The 23,831-nt window shown below is 63.0% G+C and carries 25 protein-coding genes and 2 pseudogenes; 11 read left to right on the plus strand and 16 right to left on the minus strand.

Features of this window, described 5'->3' with window-relative positions:
* Positions 1 to 86: 86 nt before the first annotated feature.
* Positions 87 to 581, minus strand: coding sequence for a hypothetical protein (locus tag C476_RS10950; protein ID WP_008012813.1), 495 nt, complete (start codon positions 579 to 581; stop codon positions 87 to 89).
* 443 nt (positions 582 to 1,024) lie between these two features.
* Between C476_RS10950 and C476_RS10955 the strand changes: the two genes are divergently transcribed.
* A complete protein-coding gene (locus C476_RS10955; RefSeq protein WP_008012815.1) occupies positions 1,025 to 2,959 on the plus strand; it encodes a beta-CASP ribonuclease aCPSF1 in 1,935 nt (644 codons plus the stop codon).
* A 324-nt stretch (positions 2,960 to 3,283) separates the two neighbouring features.
* Here C476_RS10955 and bluB read toward each other — a convergent pair whose 3' ends face one another.
* From bluB to C476_RS10980, 6 genes are all read right to left on the minus strand, one after another.
* Positions 3,284 to 3,982 (minus strand): 5,6-dimethylbenzimidazole synthase, encoded by a 699-nt coding sequence (gene bluB, locus C476_RS10960; protein WP_008012818.1) that lies wholly within the window; start codon positions 3,980 to 3,982, stop codon positions 3,284 to 3,286.
* A 116-nt stretch (positions 3,983 to 4,098) separates the two neighbouring features.
* Positions 4,099 to 4,911: an endonuclease III domain-containing protein gene (locus tag C476_RS10965; protein ID WP_008012819.1), complete on the minus strand. Its 813-nt coding sequence runs from the start codon at positions 4,909 to 4,911 to the stop codon at positions 4,099 to 4,101.
* Between the two features lie 69 nt (positions 4,912 to 4,980).
* Complete coding sequence (locus C476_RS10970) at positions 4,981 to 5,394, minus strand: DUF371 domain-containing protein (RefSeq protein WP_008012822.1); 414 nt, start codon at positions 5,392 to 5,394, stop codon at positions 4,981 to 4,983.
* 66 nt (positions 5,395 to 5,460) lie between these two features.
* Positions 5,461 to 6,804 carry an alkaline phosphatase family protein gene (locus C476_RS10975; RefSeq protein ID WP_008012824.1) on the minus strand — a complete coding sequence of 448 codons (1,344 nt, stop codon included), beginning with the start codon at positions 6,802 to 6,804 and terminating at the stop codon, positions 5,461 to 5,463.
* Between the two features lie 226 nt (positions 6,805 to 7,030).
* Positions 7,031 to 7,165 (minus strand): hypothetical protein, encoded by a 135-nt coding sequence (locus tag C476_RS19670; protein WP_262488506.1) that lies wholly within the window; start codon positions 7,163 to 7,165, stop codon positions 7,031 to 7,033.
* A 134-nt stretch (positions 7,166 to 7,299) separates the two neighbouring features.
* Positions 7,300 to 7,833 carry an inorganic diphosphatase gene (locus tag C476_RS10980; protein ID WP_008012826.1) on the minus strand — a complete coding sequence of 178 codons (534 nt, stop codon included), beginning with the start codon at positions 7,831 to 7,833 and terminating at the stop codon, positions 7,300 to 7,302.
* 206 nt (positions 7,834 to 8,039) lie between these two features.
* On the opposite strand from C476_RS10980, the pseudogene C476_RS10985 reads away from it, so the two are divergent.
* A pseudogene (locus C476_RS10985) lies at positions 8,040 to 8,243 on the plus strand (PadR family transcriptional regulator); the annotation flags it as partial.
* 105 nt (positions 8,244 to 8,348) lie between these two features.
* Here C476_RS10985 and C476_RS10990 read toward each other — a convergent pair.
* Positions 8,349 to 8,966: a DUF7108 family protein gene (locus C476_RS10990; RefSeq protein ID WP_049911751.1), complete on the minus strand. Its 618-nt coding sequence runs from the start codon at positions 8,964 to 8,966 to the stop codon at positions 8,349 to 8,351.
* A 75-nt stretch (positions 8,967 to 9,041) separates the two neighbouring features.
* Positions 9,042 to 9,635, minus strand: a complete 594-nt coding sequence (gene rnhA, locus C476_RS10995; RefSeq protein WP_008012831.1) for a ribonuclease HI — start codon at positions 9,633 to 9,635, stop codon at positions 9,042 to 9,044.
* Between the two features lie 162 nt (positions 9,636 to 9,797).
* Here rnhA and C476_RS11000 point away from each other — a divergent pair, with 162 nt between their 5' ends.
* Positions 9,798 to 10,760 (plus strand): transcription initiation factor IIB, encoded by a 963-nt coding sequence (locus tag C476_RS11000; protein ID WP_006184711.1) that lies wholly within the window; start codon positions 9,798 to 9,800, stop codon positions 10,758 to 10,760.
* 99 nt (positions 10,761 to 10,859) lie between these two features.
* Here C476_RS11000 and gfcR read toward each other — a convergent pair whose 3' ends face one another.
* The gene (gene gfcR, locus C476_RS11005; RefSeq protein WP_008012844.1) at positions 10,860 to 11,513 is read right to left on the minus strand and encodes a transcriptional regulator GfcR; all 654 of its coding nucleotides are present in this window, start codon (positions 11,511 to 11,513) and stop codon (positions 10,860 to 10,862) included.
* Positions 11,510 to 12,634: a glucose 1-dehydrogenase gene (locus tag C476_RS11010; RefSeq protein ID WP_008012846.1), complete on the minus strand. Its 1,125-nt coding sequence runs from the start codon at positions 12,632 to 12,634 to the stop codon at positions 11,510 to 11,512. The genes gfcR and C476_RS11010 overlap by 4 nt, the downstream gene beginning before the upstream one ends.
* A gap of 162 nt (positions 12,635 to 12,796) precedes the next feature.
* Here C476_RS11010 and C476_RS11015 point away from each other — a divergent pair, with 162 nt between their 5' ends.
* From C476_RS11015 to C476_RS11030, 4 genes are all read left to right on the plus strand, one after another.
* The gene (locus C476_RS11015) at positions 12,797 to 14,062 is read left to right on the plus strand and encodes an HAD family hydrolase (protein WP_008012847.1); all 1,266 of its coding nucleotides are present in this window, start codon (positions 12,797 to 12,799) and stop codon (positions 14,060 to 14,062) included.
* Positions 14,063 to 14,307: 245 nt separating this feature from the next.
* The gene (locus tag C476_RS11020) at positions 14,308 to 14,988 is read left to right on the plus strand and encodes a helix-turn-helix domain-containing protein (RefSeq protein ID WP_008012849.1); all 681 of its coding nucleotides are present in this window, start codon (positions 14,308 to 14,310) and stop codon (positions 14,986 to 14,988) included.
* A gap of 56 nt (positions 14,989 to 15,044) precedes the next feature.
* Complete coding sequence (locus C476_RS11025; protein WP_008012851.1) at positions 15,045 to 15,965, plus strand: dihydrodipicolinate synthase family protein; 921 nt, start codon at positions 15,045 to 15,047, stop codon at positions 15,963 to 15,965.
* Between the two features lie 48 nt (positions 15,966 to 16,013).
* A complete protein-coding gene (locus C476_RS11030; RefSeq protein ID WP_008012852.1) occupies positions 16,014 to 16,553 on the plus strand; it encodes an HAD family hydrolase in 540 nt (179 codons plus the stop codon).
* A gap of 108 nt (positions 16,554 to 16,661) precedes the next feature.
* Here the strand turns inward: C476_RS11030 and C476_RS11035 are convergent, their stop codons facing one another.
* On the minus strand, positions 16,662 to 16,895 hold the full coding sequence (locus C476_RS11035) for a DUF5822 domain-containing protein (RefSeq protein ID WP_008012854.1): 234 nt from the start codon (positions 16,893 to 16,895) through the stop codon (positions 16,662 to 16,664).
* Between the two features lie 103 nt (positions 16,896 to 16,998).
* On the opposite strand from C476_RS11035, the gene panB reads away from it, so the two are divergent.
* Together panB and C476_RS11045 are read left to right on the plus strand one after the other, a co-directional pair.
* On the plus strand, positions 16,999 to 17,811 hold the full coding sequence (gene panB / locus C476_RS11040) for a 3-methyl-2-oxobutanoate hydroxymethyltransferase (protein WP_008012856.1): 813 nt from the start codon (positions 16,999 to 17,001) through the stop codon (positions 17,809 to 17,811).
* A 135-nt stretch (positions 17,812 to 17,946) separates the two neighbouring features.
* The gene (locus tag C476_RS11045) at positions 17,947 to 18,141 is read left to right on the plus strand and encodes a DUF7511 domain-containing protein (protein ID WP_049911755.1); all 195 of its coding nucleotides are present in this window, start codon (positions 17,947 to 17,949) and stop codon (positions 18,139 to 18,141) included.
* Positions 18,142 to 18,346: 205 nt separating this feature from the next.
* Here the strand turns inward: C476_RS11045 and C476_RS11050 are convergent, their stop codons facing one another.
* Positions 18,347 to 19,135, minus strand: a complete 789-nt coding sequence (locus C476_RS11050; RefSeq protein ID WP_008012860.1) for an alpha/beta fold hydrolase — start codon at positions 19,133 to 19,135, stop codon at positions 18,347 to 18,349.
* Between the two features lie 224 nt (positions 19,136 to 19,359).
* Between C476_RS11050 and C476_RS11055 the strand changes: the two genes are divergently transcribed.
* Together C476_RS11055 and C476_RS11060 are read left to right on the plus strand one after the other, a co-directional pair.
* Positions 19,360 to 19,608, plus strand: a complete 249-nt coding sequence (locus tag C476_RS11055) for a DUF7127 family protein (protein WP_008012861.1) — start codon at positions 19,360 to 19,362, stop codon at positions 19,606 to 19,608.
* A complete protein-coding gene (locus C476_RS11060; RefSeq protein WP_008012864.1) occupies positions 19,605 to 21,866 on the plus strand; it encodes a CDC48 family AAA ATPase in 2,262 nt (753 codons plus the stop codon). The genes C476_RS11055 and C476_RS11060 overlap by 4 nt, the downstream gene beginning before the upstream one ends.
* A gap of 131 nt (positions 21,867 to 21,997) precedes the next feature.
* On the opposite strand, the gene bcp is transcribed toward C476_RS11060, so the two are convergent.
* The 3 genes and pseudogenes from bcp to C476_RS11075 all read right to left on the minus strand — a co-directional run.
* Positions 21,998 to 22,471, minus strand: coding sequence for a thioredoxin-dependent thiol peroxidase (gene bcp / locus C476_RS11065; RefSeq protein ID WP_008012865.1), 474 nt, complete (start codon positions 22,469 to 22,471; stop codon positions 21,998 to 22,000).
* 227 nt (positions 22,472 to 22,698) lie between these two features.
* On the minus strand, positions 22,699 to 23,649 hold the full coding sequence (locus C476_RS11070; protein WP_008012867.1) for a DNA replication complex subunit Gins51: 951 nt from the start codon (positions 23,647 to 23,649) through the stop codon (positions 22,699 to 22,701).
* A pseudogene (locus C476_RS11075) lies at positions 23,646 to 23,831 on the minus strand (DNA primase small subunit PriS); the annotation flags it as partial. The gene C476_RS11070 and the pseudogene C476_RS11075, both read right to left, overlap by 4 nt.

The following is a 23,831-nucleotide window of genomic DNA, read 5'->3' on the forward strand; positions in this document are numbered from 1 at the left end:
GATCACTCGCTCAGACTCGGCCGTCACCGCCGGCAACAGCCGGTTTTCGCGAGCGACTTCTCACTGACTGCTGTCTGACAGTATACTCATCGCTCTCGTCGCTCGAGCGCAAACGGGCTCTCGTGCTCGGTCCAGTCCCAGCCGGGAAGGCGTTCCTGAAAGCCGGCAGCGAGTGCAGCCTCGCAGTCGTCGACGCCGGCATTTTCACCTTCTTCACCGTGGACGTGGACGTCTGCATAGTGGTATGTCGCCTCGCCGAGCATCCGGAGCGGTTGGTGGCCAGCGATCGTTCCGGCCAGTTCGCGACCGAGGACTTCGTCGACGATGAATCCCGGGTAGTCTCCGTCAACGTCGAGCCCTCTAAGAAGCGCGACCAGCGCGGCGACGTTGACAGCCAGATCGCCATCGGCAAAGACGTCGTCGACCGCCGCGTGGTACTGTGCCGTCGTCACGGCGTCGACGTCGGTCTCGAAGATGTCGCCGAGGTCGTCGCGGACATCGTTGATAATCGGGACGATCCGGTCGGCACGGGCTGCGATCCAGTCTCGTTCCTCGCGGACACGAGCGGGCGTGATATGCATGGGTATAGGTATCGACGAGGAGCGCATCCGTCAAAGCTCTGTAGCATTCGCCACACTCACACCGTCGAGAGAACGGGGATAACGCTCCTGTTGACCAACAGAAACGCCTCTCCAGCCCCAGTTTTGCGAAGGCTTTTATACTCCGCAAAGAATAGCCTCGAGTAAGCGGGTTCTCCCTGGAATCTTCCCGCACGAACCAGGATAACCGATCCGGGAGCGTCTTCGTCAGGCATGGAGTAGGATACGATGATCCACGAGACGAGACGGAGTGTGAGCTACGTTGTCCCGTCCGGACGACACTCACCACCGATGTTGACACGGCGGCCGCCGGTCGGCGGTCGTCACGACACCGAGTTCCGTCAGTTGTCTCCGATCGCCTCCGCCCGGCCCGGCAGCGTCCCCGATCCCGGACGGCGAGTTCACGCAAGCCACATTGGCGACCTATGAGCACTGTAGAGCAGCAACTCGACGATCTCAAAGCACAGATCACGAGCGAGTTACCGAGCGATATCTCGGTCTCCTCGGTGAAATACGAAGGCCCCGAACTGGTGGTCTACACTCGCGACCCGAAAAAATTCGCCCAGCAGGGCGATCTCATTCGACAGCTCGCGAGCAAGCTTCGCAAGCGGATCACTGTCCGGCCCGATCCAAGCGTTCTCTCCCGCCCCGAGCAGGCCCGCGAGGAGATCATGGGCGTTATTCCCGACGAAGCCGGGGTGACCGACCTCGATTTCCACGCCGATACCGGCGAAGTCGTCATCGAGGCCGAAAAGCCCGGCATGGTGATCGGCCGTCACGGCTCGACGCTCCGCGAAATCACGAAAAACGTCGGCTGGACGCCCGAAGTCGTCCGTACCCCGCCGATCGAATCCTCGACCGTCTCGAACGTCCGGAGCTTCCTCAAACAGGAACGCGACGAGCGACGGGACATCTTAGAGAAGGTCGGCCGCCAGATCCACCGCGAAGAGATGTCCGACGACGAGTACGTCCGGATCACCACACTCGGCTGCTGTCGCGAGGTCGGTCGCGCGTCGTTTATTCTCTCGACGCCCGAAACGCGGATCCTCATCGACTGCGGTGACAAACCCGGCGCGGAAGGCGAAGTGCCCTATCTCCACGCCCCCGAGGCACTCGGCGCTGGCCCCCAGACCATCGACGCTGTCGTCCTCACCCACGCCCACCTCGACCACTCCGCGCTCATTCCGCTCCTGTTCAAGTACGGCTACGACGGCCCGATCTACTGTACCGAACCCACGCGAGACCTGATGGGACTGCTGACCCTCGACTATCTCGATGTCGCGGCCAAGGAAGGCCGAACCCCGCCCTACGAAAGCGAACAAGTCCGCGAAGCGATCAAACACACTATCCCGCTCGAGTATGGCGACGTCACCGACATCGCACCGGACGTCAAACTCACCCTCCACAACGCCGGCCACATCCTCGGCTCGGCCGTCTCGCACTTCCACATCGGTGACGGCCTCTACAACGTCGCCTTCTCCGGCGACATCCACTACGAGGACACGCGCCTGTTCAACGGCGCGACCAACGACTTCCCGCGGGTCGAGACGCTCGTGATGGAGTCGACCTACGGCGGTCGCAACGACTATCAGACCGACCAAGAAGACTCCGAGAAGAACCTCAAGAAAGTCATCAACGAGACCTACGAAAAAGGCGGCAAAGTCGTCATTCCGGCGTTCGCGGTCGGCCGCTCCCAGGAAATCATGCTCGTCTTAGAGGAGGCGATGCGCAACGGCGACATTCCCTCGATGCCGGTCCACCTCGATGGCATGATCTGGGAGGCAACGGCGATCCACACCACCTACCCCGAGTACCTGCGTGACGACCTGCGCGACCGCATCTTCCACGAGGACGAAAACCCCTTCCTCGCCGAGGAGTTCAACCACATCGACGGCGGCGAAGAAGAACGCCAGGACGTCGCCGACGGCGACTCCTGTATCATCCTCTCGACGTCGGGGATGGTCACCGGCGGCCCGATCATGTCCTGGCTCTCGCATATCGGCCCCGATCCGGACTCGACGCTCGTCTTCGTCGGCTATCAGGCCCAGGGAACCCTCGGCCGGCGCATCCAGAACGGTTGGGACGAGATTCCGACCAGCGAAGTCGGTGCCATGGGCAACGGCGGCGGCCGAGGCACCCTCTCACTGAACATGGACGTCGAAACCGTCGACGGCTTCTCCGGTCACTCCGACCGCGCCGGCCTCGAGAACTTCGTCAAAACGATGAACCCACGCCCCGAGAAAGTCCTCTGTGTCCACGGCGACGAACGCTCCACGCAGGACCTCTCGAGCGCACTCTATCACAACTACGACATGCGAACCTTCGCGCCGAAGAACCTCGAGACCTTCCGCTTCCTCTGAAAGCCCTCGTTCGGCCTTGGCAGGCCTCACTCGCCCTTTTCATTTCTACCGGAGCGCCTGCGGCGCTCCGGTCGCCCGGAAATCTTCGATTTCCGCAGGCCACCAGGGCCGCACTTGCGCGGCGCGCAGATTCGCGCGCCGCGCGGTCGGCCTGCCCTCCCCCGTGACTCGAGCGCTCGCCACTTGATCGAGGCGAGCGCTCGAGACGGCCACTGTGGATGGTCGTGACCTGTCGAAATCGCGGCTGCCCAGACGCAGGCGGCTCGGAAACGAATGGAGAACCAGAGCAGCGTGCGGTGACGAGAGAACCGAATACCGAGTTGCTTATCGGTCGTTCGATTGGGCAGCCACTTCGTCGTCGGCCGCTATCGACTCGTCTCCTTCCCAGCGTTCCTCGTGGACGAGCGTCTCCATATCGAGTCGCTCGCGCCACCCCTCCTGCTGGAGGACCGGTTCCTCGGGGAAGCCGTCTTCCGGATACCCCAGACAGAGATACGCGATCGGCTTAACGTGTGGCGGGATGTCGAGGACTTCCTGAACCTCGTAAGGATAGAGGACGCTCACCCAGCCGACGCCGACACCTTCCGCGCGAGCCGCTAGCCAGAGGTTCTGTACTGCAAGACACGTCGAGTAGACGTCGGTGCGCTTCATCGAATTGCGACCCAGTACGTGTGGCGCGCCGCGGGTCGGATCGCAGGTCACACAGATGTTGATCGGTGATTCGCGAATCCCCTCGAGTTTCAGCTCCGCGAACTCGCTTCGGCGTGGTTCCTCGTAGCCCTCGCGGGCGGCCGCGATGGCGCGTTCTGCGATCGACGCGATTTCCGTTTTGGTCTCATCGTCGCTGACGACGACGAGATCCCACGGTTGCGAGAAGCCGACGCTTGGCGCGTGATGGGCAGCCTGCAGCAGTCGCTCGAGCACCTCCTCGGGAATCGGATCGTCACGAAACCGCCGGATATCGCGCCGGGCGTAAATCGTCTTGTACACTGCCTCCCGTTCCGCATCCGTGAATGCAACCATTGTTTCACAACTGCAATCAATATTGTATAAATCCAGTGACTAGCCGCTGGCAGGGGACTCGAGCGAGGGCAGTCGAGACCAGCTGCCAACAGTGGCGAGAGGAGTCGCCAGCCCGGTCACTCGGGAGCGTCGGCCGGATCGACGACCTCGCCTGTCTCGGAATAGACGCCGACCTGATCGCAGAGATCGGCCATCGGGCACGCCTCGGGATCATCTAGGCAGGCTGGCTTGCGCGCAGTGCAGTACTCGCGGCCGAACTGAATCGTCGCTGTGTGTCCGAACCCGCACTTGGCCGCGGGTACGTCGCGCTCGAGGATCTCACGAACGGTTTCGTGATCGGCATCCGGCGGCGCGATTCCCAGCCGCCGGTAGATCCGGTGGACATGCGTGTCGACAGGGAAGACGCCACCGCGACCGCCCGCAAAGAGCAGGACACAATCGGCAGTCTTCGGGCCGACGCCGCGAACCTCGAGCAGTGTCTCGCGAACCGCTGCCGGTGCCTCGTCTTTGACGAACGTATCGAACGCGGCGGCGGAGCCGAATTCCTCGAGTACCCACTCGGCGGTGTCGATGATGGTTTCTGACTTTTGGTTGTACAGTCCCGCCGAGCTGATCGTCTCGGCGAGCGTCGACTGCTCGGCATGAGCGAGCGATTCGGCCAGATCGAGGTCGTCGCCATCGTATCGCTCGAGCAGTGCGTCATGAGCCGGCTGGCTCGCCTTGTCGCTCGTGTTCTGGCTCAGGATCGTCCGGACGAGACAGGTAAAGGCGTCTTGACCGCCGTAGGTCTTCTGCCAGTACAGCTCACCCAGTCGGTCAACGACCGCCTCTGCGCGGGTGTCGGCTGTCGCGGGATCGAACTCGGCGGCCACACCGCCACCTGCCGTGCCACCGCTGATGTTGACAGCTGGCTCCGGATCATCGCTCATATCGGGACGATAGGACGGATAGGACAAAACCGCGACGGAAGCGGTGGCTCGAGCGACGCTGACGACCGGTCACTCGACGCGAATCGTCACCGTCGCCTCGGCACCGTCAGCCAGTGCGTCGACGAGGTCGCGGTCGAATCCTTCGGCTGCGAACTCGGCACCGACCATGATCGTCCGGTCGTCGACGTAGTCGCTCGTTCGCCCCACTGCGCTTCGCTCGTTGGTCAGCTCGAGGTCGGGATGGCCATGACCCGAGACCGACTCCGTGTAGCCGTCAGCTTCGATAGTAACCGTGATCGTTGCGTCGGCATTCTGACATGCCGCGACGAACCCGGGGTCGAAATCAGCCGGGGAACGGTCGGCCTCGATCGCAAGGATGCAGTCGCCCGCAGGCGTGAGATAGTCATCGGTCGTCACCTCGAAGGTGCTCGCGTGGTCGGCACTGACGTGCTCGTGACCGCGAGCCTGAATAACCTCTTCCATGCAACGGAGTTCGGTGCCGGTCGGAAAACGGGATCGAATCGGGCCCGTCTCGAGCCCGTGTGTCGCTCAGACGAGACTTGCGCCGTCGAAGTCGCCGCGGCTGTAGTCGATCTCCATCAGCTCGAGGATCGTCGGCGTGATGTCGAATAAGTCGGCATCGTCGATCGTCGCCTCCGGATCGTCGATATAGAGCGACGTGTTGTCGAAGCTGTGCATTCCGTTGCGCGGGCCCGTATCGAAGACCTCGGCGTCGCCCTTGAAGCCGGACTTGAGGTCGAAGCCCTTGTTCGGGATCGCGACCAGGTCGGGCGCGATATCGTCGTGGTCGCCACGGAAGGCCGCTTCCTTCTCGACGACGCGGTCGACGACCTTGTTGCCGTCGGGGCCCTCGAGGGCCTCGAGGTCGGCTTTGAGCTGATCACGAACCTCGTCGTACTCGTCCTCGGGGACGGAGCCGCGGGGTTCACGTCCCTCGAGGTTGATGTAGAAGCGACCGGGGATGAACGAGTAGGCTTTCGTATCGGTCGAGATGTCGCCCAGTTCCTCGGGCTCGTCGGTCTGGAAGGAGAGCCAGCCCTCCTCACGAAGCCACTCGTTGAAGTGGACCTCGTAGTCGAGGCTGGTAAAGCCGTGATCGGAGGCGACGATCATGGTGGCGTCGTCGGGGAGTGCCTCGCGCAGCCGGCCGATGTAGTCGTCGACCTTCTGGTAGAACTCGAGGAAGTCGTCTTTGTACTCGCCGTCGCGTTCGTAGTCTTTGAAGAGGAAGTGGTTGACCCGGTCGGTCGTCATGAAGACGCCGAAAAAGAGGTCCCAGTCGTCTTCCTCGATGTAGTGTTTGAACGCCTCGAAGCGCGCGTCGACCGTCGCGTGGGCGTCCTCGATGAACTCGGCTTTGTCGTCCTGATGGCCGAGTTTCGGGTTGACGTCGATCCGGTAGTCCAGTGTCTCGAGGTAGCTCCCGACATCGTCGGGGTAGGCAGCCTTCTCGAGGTCGGGCGAGAGAAAGCCCGAGACCATCCGCTGGACGTCACGCTGTGGCGGGAAGGTGACGGGGACGTTCATGACGGTCGCCTCGCGACCGGCCGCTTGAACGCGGTCCCAGACGCGGTCGGCCTGGACGTCACGCCCCATCGGGACATAGGTGTCGTAGGTGCCGACTTCTCGGTCCTGGAAGCCGTAGACGCCGGTCTCGCCGGGGTTTTTTCCGGTCGTCAGCGACGGCCAGCAGGCGCTGGATTCCGGCGGGACGATGCTCGAGATTTCTGCCGCCGTGCCGTCGTCAGCGAGCGCTGCAAAGTTGGGAAACAGTTCCTCGTGCTCCGAGAGGAGACTATACGGTACGCCGTCGACCCCAATAAACGCGACTCGGGGGTCACCGTCGCCCCGTAATCGGTCGAACAGACCCATGGCCGGACGTAGTTCGACCGGGTACAAGAAGGTTCGTTTCGGAACAGTGTTTTGCGAATACCTGCGACGGAAGCCGTCGGTTCGACGGTCGCCGACTGCAGGCCGGATGGGACCGTCCGTACGGGGATGCTCATACTGCCGGACAGACCGACGAGACCCCACCGGCGGTAACGAAAGCGGAGCGGGGACGATGGGGCGTCTGCGGCCTCGGACGTGGCGCGGCAGGTTACTCGTCGCGGTCGCTCGAGTCTGCTGGCTCGAAGTTGGTCGGGACGACCGTGAGGTGAGCCATACCGACGCCAGACGTGGCTGCGTCGTCGGCTGACGATCCCGAACGTGGGGCGGGGTTGGATGCTGCCATACAGTGAGATGTACGGGCGAGACGGGCATAAAATTACCCATGCTCATAACGCATCCGGCAACCGGCCGGCGATAACTCTGGGGAATCAGCCGGTGGAGCCGACGACAGAAACGAAAAACGACCGGTCGCGGTCGTTACTGGAAGTTCTCTTCGTAGAGGTCCTGGGCGTGTTCGATCGCGTCGTAGGCAGCCTGCTTGTCCTCCCAGCCCTGCGTCTCGACTTCCTTGCCTTCCTCTAAGTTCTTGTAGGTCTCGAAGAACTCGTCGATCTCGTCGAGTTGCTGCTGTGGGATGTCGTCGAGATCCTGAATGTGATCGTAACGTGGGTCCTCACTCGGGACGGCGATGACCTTGTCGTCCTGCTCGCCGTCGTCGTCCATCTTCATCAGCGCGACGGGACGGGCTTCGATGACACAGCCGGGGAACGTCTGGTCCTCGACGAGAACGAGCACGTCGAAGGGGTCCTCGTCGTCGTAATAGGACTGCGGGATGAAGCCGTAGTCGCTCGGATAGTGGACGTTGCTGTGGAGCACGCGGTCGAGGACGACGCCCGGCACGTCCTTGTCGTACTCGTATTTGTTTCGCTCGCCTTTGAGACATTCCACGACGGCGTAGATCTCTTCGGGTGCGTTCGGTCCAGTCTCGAGGTCTTCCCAGAGGTTGACCATGTATCGGAACATCTGTAGTCGATCAAAAAGTACTTTCGTAATCGACTGTCAGTATTCGAGTGACGGTTGCCAGATACTCGACAGACACCACGAAGGCCCGTTACACCCGTCTTCGGCCTCGTATCGGTCGGTCATCGGGTGTCGGATCGGCTGATACGAAGTGATAGTTGACAAGTCTTAAATAGTCTGGTGACAATTGCACAAGTATGTCAGAGGCACAATCAATCACCGGCGAACAGAGTATTGCACGCGAACTCACCGCCTTCCAGAACAACATCCTCGTCATCCTCGCGAAGGAGCCGATGTACGGCCTCGCGATCAAGCGCGAACTCGAGGACTACTACGGGACGGAAGTAAACCACGGACGGCTCTACCCTAACCTCGACGAACTCGTCGACCTGGGACTGGTCTGTCTCTTATACACATCTCTNAGAGATGTGTATAAGAGACAGCTCGAAGGTCGTCACGGGCGACGACCGCGCCGACGAGATCCGCGACATCGTCGAAAACAGCTACTAGAACTGGTAGTTCGGGACTCGCTCGTCAGCAGTCTCGAAGATCAGTTCGATCGATTCCTCGATCACTTCCTGTTGGTCGTCCGATGGCCAGGCGTTCCTGACGAAGTAGTCCGTGCGAAACTCCGCGAGCTCGTCACCCGTCAGTGATTCGATCGCCTTCGCGTAGTGGTTGCCCGCGAAATCGGCCAGGATTGCCGCGTTATCGCCGTGAACGTCACCGTGGGTGTCCCTGACCGTCGCGGCGAGGTCGCGGTTATGGGCGTCGACGTCGTCCCACTCGTCCGGATCGCCCGTCCCCTCGAGCGGGATTTCGACCGCGCGGTCGATGTCTTCGATGCGGTCGGTCCGGATGACACCGTCCTCGTGCCACTCCTCGGGGTGGAGGACGAGGACGTCATCGCCGTCATCGTCGCGGATGCGCGAGGTGAAATCGTGTTCCTCGAGGAGGTCGTCGCGCCGCTGTTCGTAGGCCGCGGCCTCGTTGTCGTCGACCGCGTTGCGCGTCAGCCGAGTCAGTCGTTCGGCTTCGTCGACGACGCCGCGAGGGAGTTCAGCGTCGTCGGTCGTGCCCGTGTCACTCTCTCCATCGACATCTATCGCGTTCGGATCGCTCATAGGTGCACGTACGAACGCGAGCGGTTTTCCGCTTGCCGGTCCAGCCGTGTCGTCCGTCAGTCTGAGCGGTCGGCGTTAGGCCTGATCCAGTGCCTCGTTGACGAGCCCGTCCGCGCGCTCGTTGACGTCTCGCGGGACGTACTCGAGGGTCCACTCATCGAACGCGGCCAGCAGTTCGTGGACGGTCACGCGCTTTTCCCGGAGGTCGGGGTTGTTGGTGTCGTACTCGCCGCGGACCTGCTTGACGATGAGCTCGGAGTCGCCGCGAACGTGGACCTCGTCGTAGCCGTAGTCGCGGGCGGCCTCGAGCCCGGCGATCAGGGCCTCGTACTCGGCTTGGTTGTTCGTCGCCGTCCCGATCGTCTCGCCGCCTTCAGCGACGATGCCATCGCCCGTGACGATCACCCAGCCGATCGCGGCCGGACCAGGATTGCCTCGTGAGCCGCCGTCGAAATAGACGTGAGCGCGCCCACCGCCCTCGCGGATCAGGGCCTCGAGGTCTCGCGGATCCGATCCCTGAATCACGATCTTGTCGTCGTAGGCGACGGCCGTCGCTCCACCCCGGCTGGCTCGCCAGCGCTCGTGGTCCGTGTTACCAGACTCGACAGAAACACCTGCGTCCTCGAGTCGCTCGCGGGCCGTCTCGACGTCACATTCGATAACCGGCATTCGTGTCCGGAATCGGCCAGAATGGGATAAAGGTTTTCCGGTTCCGAATCGTAAACCCTGCCCATAAACGCTTGTACTGTCTGTTTTCGGGCAGTACGGGTCAGACTAAGAAAATCCCTACCAAACATTTATATACTGTGGTGATACTACTATAAAAGTGCGATGACACGGTCCACCCGCCAGCGGGAGCGAACGCGCGAGACGGACGAGACCGAGGATCAGGAAGGGGTACGTGCCTGCCCCGAGTGTGAATCGGACAATCTCGTCAAGGACTCCGACCGGGGAGAGCTCATCTGTGAAGACTGTGGGCTCGTCGTGGAGGAGGAACAGATCGACCCCGGCCCGGAGTGGCGGGCGTTCAATCACCAGGAACGGCAGGAAAAGTCCCGCGTCGGCGCGCCGACGACCCAGACGATGCACGACAAGGGGCTGACGACGACCATCGACTGGAAAGACAAGGACGCCTACGGCCGCTCGATCTCCTCGAAAAAGCGCAGCCAGATGCACCGGCTGCGCAAATGGCAGGAACGGATTCGAACCAAAGACGCCGGCGAGCGCAATCTCCAGTTCGCGCTCAGTGAAATCGACCGGATGGCCTCCGCACTGGGGGTGCCACGCTCGGTCCGCGAGGTCGCGTCGGTCATCTATCGACGCGCGCTCAAAGAAGACCTCATCCGCGGGCGCTCGATCGAAGGCGTCGCGACGTCGGCGCTGTATGCTGCCTGTCGCAAAGAAGGAATCCCGCGAAGCTTAGAGGAAATCTCGGAAGTCTCCCGCGTCGAACGCAAAGAGATCGGTCGCACGTATCGATACATCTCGCAGGAACTCGGCCTCGAGATGCGTCCCGTCGACCCGAAAAAATACGTCCCTCGCTTCTGTTCTGAACTCGAACTGTCCGAAGAGGTCCAGACCAAGGCCAACGAGATCATCGAGAAGACGGCCGAGGAAGGGTTGCTGTCGGGCAAGTCACCAACGGGCTACGCCGCGGCTGCGATCTACGCTGCATCGCTGCTGTGCAACGAGAAGAAGACCCAGCGTGAGGTCGCCGATGTCGCACAGGTGACCGAGGTGACGATCCGGAATCGGTATCAAGAACAGATCGAAGCGATGGGTATTCACGGCTAGCCGAGCGTCGTCTCCACTTCCGATTTTATCACGCCACTCCGATTGGAGCGGCCGCGCCGTCGATCATCGTCACAGTGGCCGATTGTCGAACCCGGCGGACTAGTCGTCTTTGCCGACGCTGATGACCTGCAACAGCGAGTAGACGGGGACGCCCTCGAGCTCTTCGACGCCCTGTTTGTCGGCGAGGACGACACAGGCGAGCGGTTTCCCGCCTTCGGCGCGGATGGCCTCGATGGTCTCGCGCATGGTGGTGCCGCTGGTGACGATGTCGTCGACGATGTAACACTCGCGGTCGCGGATGCCGGCGAAATTTCGGCTAAACGTGCCGCCGAGTTCCTCGATGTCGCCTTCCTCCCACTGGTGTTTCGCCGGGGTGTAGGTGCCGAGATCGGTCTCGAGTTCGCGCGCGACCAGCGTCGCGATGGGGCCGCCGGCCTTTTCGATGCCGATCGTCAGGTCGACGTCTTCCCCGTGTTTGGCCAGCATATCGGCCATCGCCGAGGCGATGTGGTTCATCCGCTTGCTGTCCCGGCCGATTGCCGACCAATCGACGTGGATGTCCTGTGGGCCACTTACGCCGTTTGCCGGCGGCTGGGCCGGCTCCTCGGTCTGCTGGGGTGTCGTGCCGCTGCGTTCGACGAGCCAGCTTGCGGTCTCACGCGAGACGTTCAGTTCGTCCGCAATTTCGCCTTTCGAGAGCCCGCGAGCCGCGAGCTCAGCCGCGCTCTCGATGAGGTCGTCGACGTTTTTCATATAGCCGTGAATTCGACCGCTGTTTTTATAGTCGTGTCGTCATCCGGGGTTCCTGCCGACTCGTCATCGGCAGTCGCGGCGTGTGCCGTCGCGTGTGGGAACGCCTGATCGACTGACTCGAGACCGTAGATACCGGTCACGATCCCCTCGAGGACCCAGTCAGGAAGGTCTGAGAGCGTGTCGATGGCGGCCTCGAAGTGGCTGCGGTTGGAGTTGACGGTGCCGACGACGGCCTTGTTGTGAAGCACGAGTTCGCGATGCAGGTGGCCGCCGTCGACCTCGAACGTCCAGTCGCCGGGAACGCCAAGCAGGGCGGCGACGCCGTTGGGGGCGAGTGCGTCGATGGACTCGAATGCATGTTTGGCGTAGCCGGTGGCCTCGTAGACGAGATCCATCGGCTCGTAGGCGGTTGGGATCTCGTCGACCGGCGTCTCCCGAGAGTCAATATAGGTCGCGCCGAGTCGCTCGATGATGTCGATCACCGGATGTGGCCGGTCTTTCCGGCCGAGACAGTAGACCCGATCGAAGTCGTCCGCCGCCGCGACCATCGCAACGGTCAACAGTCCCAGCGAGCCGGTGCCGAGGACGAGGGCGGCGTTAGGTTGCCAGTCGAAGGCCGACCGGCTCGCGCGGGCGTGCTCGAGCGCCTTTTCTGTAATACTAAGCGGTTCGACGAGAAAACCCCACGGAGCGAGGTCGGCCGGGACCGGAACCAGAAATTCAGCCGGGCTCGTGATGTACTCGGCCATGAACCCGTGTGCGCCGACGATCCCGCGTTCGACGTACGCGCCCTCGGGAGCCATGTCGGGCTCGCCGCGCTCGAAATACTCGTTGGTCTCGGTCCCCGGCGGTGGCCGGCGAACCGTCGGAACGACGTACTGGCCTGCCTCGAGTCCGGTGTCGTTCGGGTCGTCGACGACGCCGACGGCCTCGTGGCCGAGGACGAGCCGGTCGTCGCCCTCGGGGGCCCCGCCGTGGCTCCCCTCGATGACCTCGTAATCGGTTCCGTCGACACCCACGCGGTGGATCCGCACGAGCGCCTCGCCGGGGGCTGGTTCTGGAACGGGCCGCTCGACGACGTCGGGGACGCCCGCTCCGGGCTGGACTGCGATGGCTTTCATACACACACAGTAGGAACCGTGAGGATAAATATTTATTCCCACTCGAGTTAATTGATGAAGTATGGACGATCCTGACAGTCAGGCATGGACGAGCGCCGATTCAGCGTCCCGACGCGACCGCCAGCGGAAACGATTATCCGACTGCCCATGCCTGTAGCCTCCATGGAGCGATACGATCTCGTCTACCAGCTCTACGACGAGTACGACACGAAGACCTTACGGGAGTTCCAGGAGTTCGTCGACGTCTTCCCGGCCGTCGACTCTCGAGTCGCCCTCGAGCACTGGCAGGGCGCGACCGAGGAACTCGAGGAGCGCAAAGACGAGATCCGGTCGTCGTTTGCGGCCGGCGAGACGTTCGCGGAGATCGCCGCCCGCGCGACCCGCGATCAGGCCTTCACTGCGCTCGATCTCGAGGCGAAGTACGACCGGGCGGTCAACGTCCTCGTCCTCGACGTCGACGAGACGTTGCGCTCTGCGGGCGGGACCGACAACGAAATCCCCCGCGAGACGCTGCACCTGCTGACCGAGTTCCACGAGACCGGCGTCCCGATCGTCATCTGTACGGGCCAGACCTTAGAGAACGTCAAGGGATTTGCGATCCAGGGACTGGGCAGTGAGATCGTCCACTCGGGAGACCTCTCGATCGTCTACGAGGCGGGGACGGGCGTGTTCACGCCAGGCCACGGTGCGGACACGAAACAGCTGCTTTACGAGGACTTAGAGGAGGAGATCCGAACCGTCTTCGACGAGGTCCGATCGCGCGTGCTGCCCGAAGCGCCCGAGGAGCTCCGCCGGGGCTGTCACCTGCAGGGCAACGAGTTCAACGTCACGATGAAGCCCAACTACGAGACCGGCTCGGCGGACGCCCGCGAGATCATCGACGAGGCCCTGGTCTATCTCATCGATCTGCTCGCCGACGCCGTCGGGGACACCCTCGAGAACGGCGACGGCGAGTCGGCGCTCGACGACGAGACGATCACCGACTGGACCCGCGCCTTCTACGCCGCACAGGACCCCGAGCTCAGGGCGGTCCTCGAGAGCGAGGGTTCCTACCCCGACCTCGACGCCGACACGGTGCCCGACGCGCTCACGGCCGTCTTAGAGCGGATCGACGTCGCCTACTACGAGGCCGACGCGGCCGAAATCGGCAGCCTCGAGTTGAACAAGGTCGTCGGCGTCGAGCGCGCACTGGACGTCCTCGGGGTCGACGACCCGTTCGCGCTCGTAATGGGCGACTCCAAGAGCGATCTCCGCGTAATGAAGTGGGTGGCGGAGAACGACGCCGGCATTGCGGCCGCTCCGGAACACGCTTCGCAGGACACCCTCCAGCACGTCCTCGAGACGGACGAGCTCGTCTTCGACCGCGGGAAAAGCGTCGACGTGCTCCGGACGGTGTACGCACTGAATCGACTGGCTCGCCTCGGGTAGCGACGACGCTGCTTGCGATCGTCGCATCCCCGTTTAACACAGATTCGAGGAGAACGCCCACGACAACAGTCGTGGAAGTAGTCATAACGGCCTGAGGACTGTCACGAACCGTGACGTGCTTCTTAAACTGCCGGCACACAAAGGCCGGTCCATCAATTCGATTCGAGCCCTCTATTGTCCCAGCGCGACCGTAACAACGGCGTCGTTCGGCGACCGCTTCGACACCGCTCAGAGGTGTGTGACTGATGACGACGATCGCAGAACTCTCGCTTTCGACGGCCGAGTTCGCACTCGCACAGACCGTCGACCACCGACCGGCCCTCGAGCTTCGCGTCGAAAGCGTCGTCGCGGAGGGGCCGACCCGGACCGCCCCGCTCGTCTGGTTCTCGAACGTCGATCCCGACGACCTCGAGTCGGCCCTCGAGTCGGACCCAACCGTCGCCGAGTATCGGCAGTTGCTCGAGCGCACCGCCGATGGCGACCTGTTCTACCGGCTCAAGTACGCCGAGACCGCTGCGTCGGTCTGTCGGCGTGTCTACAACCATGACGGGACGGTCCTCGACGCATACGTCCGCGACGAGCAGTGGACGCTCCGGTTGCTCTTTCCCCATCGTGAGGAGCTGGCAGCGGCCGTCACAGCGATCGAAGACCACGGCGTCAGTATCGACGTCAGACGCATGGTCGAAGCCGGGCAGGACGAGCAGTTCGAGACGACGGCGGCGCTGACCGAGCCCCAACAGGAGGCGATCGCCGAAGCCTATCGGCAGGGCTACTACGACGTGCCGCGTGAGATCTCGCTCGAGGAACTCGCGAACGAACTCGACATCTCCCATCAGGCGCTCTCCGAGCGGCTGCGACGAGCGAATCGCGTCCTCGCGGGCGAACAGATAGACGAGTCGGCAAGCGAGATGGCGACGCCGGACTAACGGCGAATGGAATAGCCGGCGGGCGTTTTTTGGCCGTGCTCGACGGAGAGGGCGGTATGTCACACCACGATCCCGGCGCTGCCGATCCGCTGTCACTGCACGGCGTCGTGCCACCGACTGTCACCGCGTTCGACGCCGACGAATCCGTCGACTACGAGGGGACGGCTGCCCACGCCCGATTCGTCGTCGACCGCGGCGCTCACGGTGTCTTTCCGCTCGGAACGAACGGCGAGTTTCCGCTGCTTTCGGGGCCGGAACGCGACCGGGTCGTCGAGGCCGTCGTCGACGAAGTCGGCGACGAAGTCCCGGTTATCGTCGGCGTCGGCGCACCGAGTACCTACCGGACCGTCGCCCACGCCGAACACGCCGACTCCGTCGGCGCGGACGGGATCGTCGTCGTCACGCCGTACTACTACCCACTGGACCACGAGGGGACCATAGAGCACTACCGGCGGGTCGCCGAGGCCGTCTCCGTCCCGGTCTACATCTACCACATTCCCAGCAAGACCGGCAACGAACTGTCTCTCGAGACGCTCGCCGCCCTCGCGGACCTCGACGGCGTCGCCGGCGTCAAAGACTCGAGCAAGGACGTGCCGTGGCTCGCTCAGGCAGTCGACGCCACTCCCGAGCTGACCTTCCTCGCCGGCTCGGACTCGCTGGTCTTTACTGGACTCGAAGTCGGCTGTTCGGGCGCGGTCAGCGCCGTCGCGAACGTCTTTCCGGAACTCGTCGTCGACTGCTATGAAGCCTACGACGCGGGCGACGAGGATCGCGCGCGTGACCTCCAGAGTACGATCTTCCAGGTTCGGGATGCGCTGAAGATCGGCGGCGCGTATATGTCCGGCGTCAAGACCGCGCTCCGGATGCGCGACTTCGACGCCGGCCCGTTGCGGAGTCCGCTGCGGCTCAAAGATGACGAGCCCGCACAAGAGATGCGCGAGCAACTCCAAGAACTGGACCTCGAGGGACTGAATTAGACGGCTGTCGGCGAACAGTATATTCACCTCCCGTGCCTACTGTCGTTCGTGACTGGATACGACGCCGTCGTCTACGACCTGGACGGAACGCTCGTCGAGCTCGATGTCGACTGGGACGCCGTCGCCGTCGACGTTCGTGAGACCTATCACCGTGCGGACGTCGAGCCGCCGGGCGACGGGCTCTGGGGAATGCTCGAGGCGGCCAGCGACGTCGGGCTGGCAACAGACGTCGAGTCCGCCATCGCGGCCCACGAACACGACGGGGCGCGAACGTCGACCAGACTCGCCCACGCGGACGAGCTTCTCGAGCGGTCGCTGCCGGCGGGTGTCTGTTCGCTCAACTGCGAGCAGGCCTGTCGAATCGCACTCGAGGAACACGCGCTCACGCCGGCGGTCGATGCCGTGGTCGGCCGTGATACGGTCGCGACGTGGAAGCCGGACCCAGAACCGTTGCTCGCGACCGTCCGCCGACTCGACGCCGATCCTGACCGAGCGCTCTTCGTCGGCGACTCCGCGCGGGACCAGCGGACCGCAGAACGAGCAGGCGTCGACTTCGAATACGTCGGTGCGGGTCCATCGGGCGTGTGAGGCGGTCTGCTGTCACGAGTTCCCCGGTGGGATCGCGATCGCCCTGCGATCCCACCGGCACCCACTGACAGAAGCCCGTATGAGGGGCAGGTCGAGTATTCAGGTCGACTACGTCTGCTTTCGTTTCGCGTAGGCAAACACGATGAGCGACGTGACAAGCCAGACGGGGGCCCCGACCCGGATCGCGAACTCGGCGCGGTCGGTCCACGTCGGCAGGGTTGCGGTCGTCGAGATCGCAACGACGATCGGCGCGCCAATCAAGATCGTGATAACGAAGGTCGTCTGCATGACCCAGCCGTAGTCGACGCCGTCTGGAGTGGTCGTTTCGACGCGTTCAGGCACGCTCGAGTATGGAAACCCGGTCCTCTTAAGCGCCGCGGGTGTGGCCCACGCGACGCCGACGCGAGAACAACGACGTTTAATCATCGGACACGAACCTATGGGTATGCCTACCGTGCGGGATCTCAAAACGAAGGCGGGCGACGAGCCGATCACGATGTTGACGGCCTACGACGCGCCGACGGCGGCGATCATCGACGAGGCCGGCACCGATATCATCCTCGTCGGCGACAGCCTCGGCAACACGAGTCTGGGCTACGAGACGACGCTGCCGGTCACCGTCGACGACATGGCTCGCCACACCGCCGCGGTCGCGCGTGCGACCGACGATGCGCTCGTCGTCGCCGACATGCCCTTCCTCTCGATTGGCGTCGACGAGGCAGCCAGCATCGAGAACGCCGGACGAATGTTGAAAGAGGCCGACGCCCAGGCAGTCAAACTCGAGTGTGGTCCCCACACCGTCGAGTTGACCGAGAAACTGGTCCAGGTTGGCATTCCCGTGATGGCCCACCTCGGACTGACACCCCAGCACGTCAACCAGTACGGCGGCTATCCGCGACAGGGAACCGACCAGAAAGCCGCCGAACGCATTCTCGAGCTAGCCAAGGCCCACGCGGACGCCGGTGCGTTCTCACTCGTTTTAGAACACGTCCCTGCGAACCTCGCGGCCGACGTGACACAGGCTCTCGAGATTCCGACGATCGGGATCGGTGCCGGGCCGGACTGTGACGGGCAGGTACTCGTCGTCGACGATGTCGTCGGCCTGAGCGAGTGGGCCCCCTCGTTTTCGAAACAGTTCGGGAACGTCCGCGCGGAGATGGAATCGGCCGTCGACGACTACGTCTCGGCCGTCGAGTCCGGCGAGTTCCCTGCCGAAGAACACAGTCACGAAGAGGCCGACCTCGAGGACCTCTACTGAACGCGGCGGCCACCGTCCTGAGATTGCCGACATAATAATACGAGATTATATAGCATATAGGAGTGGTATCGATATAGGGGCAGTGGTTATATGTTCGGACAGTGGAGACGAACCTACAACGCGAGGATCATACCCATGAACGACTCATCGATGGGGGTGACGCCCGAATCGACCACCGAGCACACGTCGCGGCTCCAGCACATTACTATCGAACGGGACGACGTCGCAGTCTGTACGATGTTCCCACAGAACCCTGATACAAACGCAGCCTCGACACAGTGGATCACCGCGACCGCCGATTCGTTCGTCTCCCTCGAGGAACAGCGGTAGCTCGCGGAGCGGGACGGGTGACCTTCGTCCGTGGCACAGCGGACGCCGCGTGCCCCCGTTCCGTGTCCCGTTTCCCACCAGCTATAGTAACAACTGATACGGTCTGCTGTAACGATTTACACACCGATTGCACAGTCCGCGATTCTCGCTCGCGGTGTGCGCTCCGAACCGCGCTCCCGTCGTGCGCTCGGGTGTGCAGTGACGTTCAGTGGCTACTATAGTCGACGTGTGCGGTCAGAAACTCGTCGATGGTCTCGTTGAACGCTGCCGGCTGTTCGGCCATCGCCAAATGTGCCGCGTCGTCTATCTCGGCGAGTTCGCCCTCGTCGATTTCGTCGGCGAGGTACTCGTGGAACCATGGCGGTGTCAACTGGTCGTACTCACCGTACACGGCAAGCGATGGGGTGTCGATCTCGTCGAGTCGCCCGCGAACGTCGAACTCGTGGCTCGTTAGGAAGTCCCGTTTTGTAATCTCTTGTCCGGTGTCGTACATCTGCTCCATCGATCGCTCGAGCAGTTTCGGGTCGGGATCGTGAAAGAGCCGATCCGAACCGTGGAGGAATTCGACGGCCCGTTCGAAGTCGGATTTCAGCCACGTCAGCAGGTCCTCGAGCACACCGAGACGAGCACCCGTTCCGGTCAGCACAGTCGCCGCAGGATCGAACTCTCGCTCGAGCAAGATCTGTAAGACGATCGCACCGCCGAGCGAGTTCCCGACGAGGACCGACGCATCGGTCTCGTCGACGACAGCCAGTACGTCGTCGGCGTATGCCGACAGTGCCGTATAGCCGGCGCTCGCATCGACATCGTCCGAGTCACCGTGGCCGCTTAGATCGAGCGTGACGATCGGATAGCGATCGGCGAGTGCGTGCTGGCCGTTCCAGACCGCGTGTGACCCCCCACTCCCGTGAACGAAACAGAGAGGCGGCCCATCACCGCCTCGGTCGACGACCTCGTACGCCGTCTCCCGACCGTTGTGTAATACCGTTTCCATACGCGACGAAACGTGCGGAACGGGTATAAAGGCTCGAGCCACCGCTCACTGGAGTTCGCCAGCAGTGAAGTTTTGTCTCACCAACAGCTATGTCGAGTCGACTGGAACCGCCGCGTCGTGCTGTGAACCACAAACAGAGTACTCTTCAGGCGGTTCGCTCCCGTCTTGCGATTGTCGGCGAAATATTTATATGTCTCTAGAGCTTACCTTGGGTTAGTTAAAGCATGAATCTCGACCAATTCACCCGCGAAGAGGGGCAGTTAGCCCGTCGGTACGAGTACGACGATGCCACGGTGATGGCCGTCGACTTCGGTACCGAGGCGACTGAGGCCTCGGTCGACGTCGTCGATGATACCGTCATCATCGTCATCGCTGACGACCAGTACGAGATTGATCTTCCCGACAGCGTCGAAGACGCGCACACGTTTATCAAAAATGGCGTGCTCACTGTCGAACTGGAGGACGAACGATGAAACTCACCGTCAAACCACTCAAACAGAAAGACGCGGGCCGTGGACTGGCTGCGATCGACCGCGTCTCGATGAACGAACTCGACCTCGAGAACGGCGACTATATCGTCATCTCGGGCAACGGTGACGGGCAGGCCGTCGCGCGCGTCTGGCCCGGCTACCCCGAAGACGAGGGACGCGGGATCGTCCGGATCGACGGCCGTCTCCGACAGGAGGCCGACGTCGGGATCGACGACACCGTCAGCGTCGAACCCGCCGACGTCAAACCCGCCAAATCGGTCACCGTTGCACTGCCACAGAACCTCCGCATTCGAGGGGACATCGGCCCGCTCGTCCGCGACAAGCTGTCCGGCCAGGCCGTCACCGAGGGCCAGACGGTACCGTTCTCGCTGTCGTTCGGGCCGATGGCCAGTTCCGGCCAGTCGGTGCCGCTGAAGATCGCGAGCTCCTCGCCGTCGGGCACCGTCGTCATCACGGACTCGACGAGCATCGAGATCTCCGAGACGCCGGCCGAACAGGTCAGCGCCGGCGGCGGCCCGTCGGCCGAAGGCGTCCCGAACGTCACTTACGAGGACATCGGCGGCTTAGACGAGGAACTCGATCAGGTCCGCGAGATGATCGAGCTGCCGATGCGCCATCCCGAGCTGTTCCAGCAACTCGGTATCGAGCCGCCGAAGGGCGTCCTCCTGCACGGCCCGCCGGGCACCGGGAAGACCCTGATGGCGAAAGCCGTCGCCAACGAGATCGACGCCCACTTCGAGACGATCTCCGGGCCGGAGATCATGTCGAAGTACTACGGTGAGTCTGAAGAGCAGCTGCGCGAGGTCTTCGAGGAGGCAGAAGAGAACGCCCCCGCGATCATCTTCATCGACGAACTCGACTCGATCGCCGCCAAGCGCGAAGAGGCAGGCGGTGACGTCGAACGCCGCGTCGTCGCCCAGCTGCTCAGCCTGATGGACGGCCTCGAGGAACGGGGCCGTGTCACCGTCATCGGCGCGACCAACCGCGTCGACGCGCTCGACCCCGCACTTCGGCGTGGCGGGCGCTTCGACCGCGAGATCGAGATCGGCGTCCCGGACAAGGAGGGCCGCAAGGAGATCCTGCAGGTCCACACCCGCGGGATGCCCTTAGACGAGTCCATCGATCTCGAGCACTACGCCGAGAACACCCACGGCTTCGTCGGGGCCGACTTGGAGAGTCTGGCCCGCGAAAGCGCGATGAACGCGCTCCGGCGTATCCGACCCGAGCTCGACCTCGAGAGCGAGGAGATCGACGCCGACGTCCTCGAGTCGCTGGAGGTCGGCGAGGATGATTTCAAGGAGGCACTCAAGGGCATCCAGCCCTCCGCGATGCGCGAGGTCTTCGTCGAGGTCCCCGACGTCACGTGGAACGACGTCGGTGGACTGGGCGATACCAAAGAGCGCCTGCGCGAGACGATCCAGTGGCCACTCGACTACCCCGAGGTCTTCGAGCAGCTGGACATGCAAGCCGCCAAGGGCGTGCTCATGTACGGTCCACCGGGCACCGGGAAGACCCTGCTCGCAAAGGCCGTCGCCAACGAGGCCCAGTCGAACTTCATCTCGATCAAGGGCCCCGAACTGCTCAACAAGTACGTCGGCGAGTCCGAAAAGGGCGTCCGCGAGGTCTTCGAGAAGGCGCGGTCGAACGCACCGACCGTGATCTTCTTCGACGAGATCGACTCGATTGCGGGCGAACGCGGCCAGCGCCAGGGTGACTCCGGCGTCGGCGAACGCGTCGTCTCCCAGCTGCTGACCGAACTCGATGGGCTCGAGGAACTCGAGGACGTCGTCGTCATTGCGACGACCAACCGACCCGACCTGATCGACAGTGCCCTGCTCCGGCCCGGCCGACTCGACCGTCACGTCCACGTGCCGGTCCCCGACGAGGACGGCCGGAAGAAGATCTTCGAGGTCCACACCCGCGGCAAACCGCTGGCCGACGCGGTCGACCTCGAGTGGCTCGCGAGCGAGACGGAGGGCTACGTCGGAGCTGACATCGAAGCAGTCTGTCGCGAGGCCTCGATGGCCGCCAGCCGCGAGTTCATCAACTCGGTCGACCCCGACGAGATGGACGACACGATCGGCAACGTCCGTGTCGGCAAAGAACACTTCGAGCACGCACTCGAGGAGGTCAGTCCGAGCGTGACCCCCGAGACGCGCGAGCGCTACGAGGAACTCGAAGAGGAATTCCAGCAGGCCGAACCGACCCAAGACGAACAGCTCGGTCGGACCTTCCAGTAAGGGTATACGGACTGCTGTCAGTCAGTTCCGGCCGGCCGCGACCCACAGCCCCACCGGGACATCGGGACAGCAGACCGTATGAGTGACCAGCGGCAGTGCGATCGATATCGTCAGCTCACGGTCGCGTCCGCTCAGTGTGCGACGTCGACCGGCTCGAGCTCCGCTAGCACCTCGTCTGCGTGGCCCTCGGGCGAGACGTCCTCGTAAACGGCCTCGATGTGGCCGTCGGGACCGACGACGTAGGTGTTGCGGAAGACGCCATCGAAGGTCTTGCCGAACAGTCGTTTCTCGCCGTAAGACTCGTACAGCGTCGCGACTTCGCCGAGCTCGTCCGAGAGGAGATCGAACTCGAGGTCGTAGTCGGCCGCGAAATCGGCGAGATCGGCGACGGGGTCGTCACTGATGCCGACAACGGCAGCGTCGCGGGCTGCAAACGTCGAGAGCACGTCGTTGAACTCACAGGCCTCGGTGGTACATCCATCCGTATTGGCGCGGGGATAGAAGTAGACGACGAGCCGTTGGCCCTCGAAATCCGAGTGACTGACTGTCTCGCCGTGTTGGTTTGGCAGTTCGAACGGTGGTGCCTCGTCACCGACATCAAGCATGCCTCCGAGTTAGCGACGGCTATTGTATGCGTTATGGTTCGCTATCGGAAAATATGTTTGTTACAGTTGGGAAAATGCCACGTTATAAGAAGATATATTTGTCACTATTGGCCACGCAGCGTCATCCGTTCATCACACGTACACGATCGTTGTCAGCAACGAGCCAGACACCGCGACCGCGTCGTCACTGGCTGGTGGTCGACAGTAGTGCCGGCGATCGCAACTCGTTACTCGAGGCGTTCGGCTGCCTCCCGGTCGACGAGCGGCGCGGCGTTTTGCTCCGGCAGCGTGACGATGTCGTCGCTGGTCAGCGTGTACTCGCGGTCGTCGACGCCGAGGATCTCGCCGATGTCACGGGTAATCCTGACGGTCGTCCGATCGACAGCAGCACCCTCGCTGTCAGCAGACGACTGAGCGTTGGATTCCGCGGCTGTCGAGTCGGCAGCATCAGCATTCGAGTCCGCGCCGTCGATTGGATCCTCGCGTCCGACTGACTGCTCCGGGTCGGTCGCTGCCGAATCGGCCATCGCGTCCCCATCGGCTCCGTCCGCACCACCGATCGGCGGGCCGTCTCCGCCCATGACGTCCGCGGGCGAGACGCCGCTCGAGGCACCTCCTGCTGGATCCTCGCTAGCAGTGGGATCGATATCTGCCGGTGGTTCTTCTGGCGGGGTAGGTGGGGAATCATCCGCAGGCGGGTGGTCGGGTGCTGGCTCGGTCGGGTGCGAGTCGCGTGTGGGCTCGTCAGCCGCCGCGGTCGCGTCGGCTCCGCTCTCGGTGGGCGATTCCTCGACGCCCTCGAGGACGTCTAGCACCCGACTTTTGTTCGCGCTGATGCGGTCGACGAGGTCGTCGAAGAGGTCCGCCTCTTCGGCGGTCAGACCCTCGTCGTCGGCGACCATCCCGGCCGCAGCGAGGCTGGCCTGCTTGACGAGTTTTCCCATTCGACGCTCGTAGATCGCCTCGACGACGTCTTTGGCGGTCTCGATCTCGTCGGTCAGCCGACCGACTTCGGGAGAGGAAAAGGGATCGTCGGTCGCATCGGCGACACGGTCGCGTTCGTCTTCCAGCTCGGCGATGTACTCGCCGACCTCCTGGTAGAAGGAAGGGCGCAAGTTCTGAAGGCTGTCTTTCTTTCGCTCCTTGCTCTGGACCGAACGCAACTCGTCTAGATTCATTCTTTCTCCTTCTCGGCGCGGCCGCGTGCCATCAGGAACACGGCGACGTACTCGGGTAGTGTCTGGTCTCCCTCCGGAACCGTAAAGCTATCTCCACACAGTTCGACCTCGCCGCCGTCGGTGACGTCGACGGTGATCTCATGGCCGACGAAGGTCTCGGGGACCTGTCTCTTATACACATC

This window comes from Natrinema limicola JCM 13563 (assembly GCF_000337475.1).
In the GTDB taxonomy this organism is placed as follows: Archaea; Halobacteriota; Halobacteria; order Halobacteriales; family Natrialbaceae; genus Natrinema; species Natrinema limicola.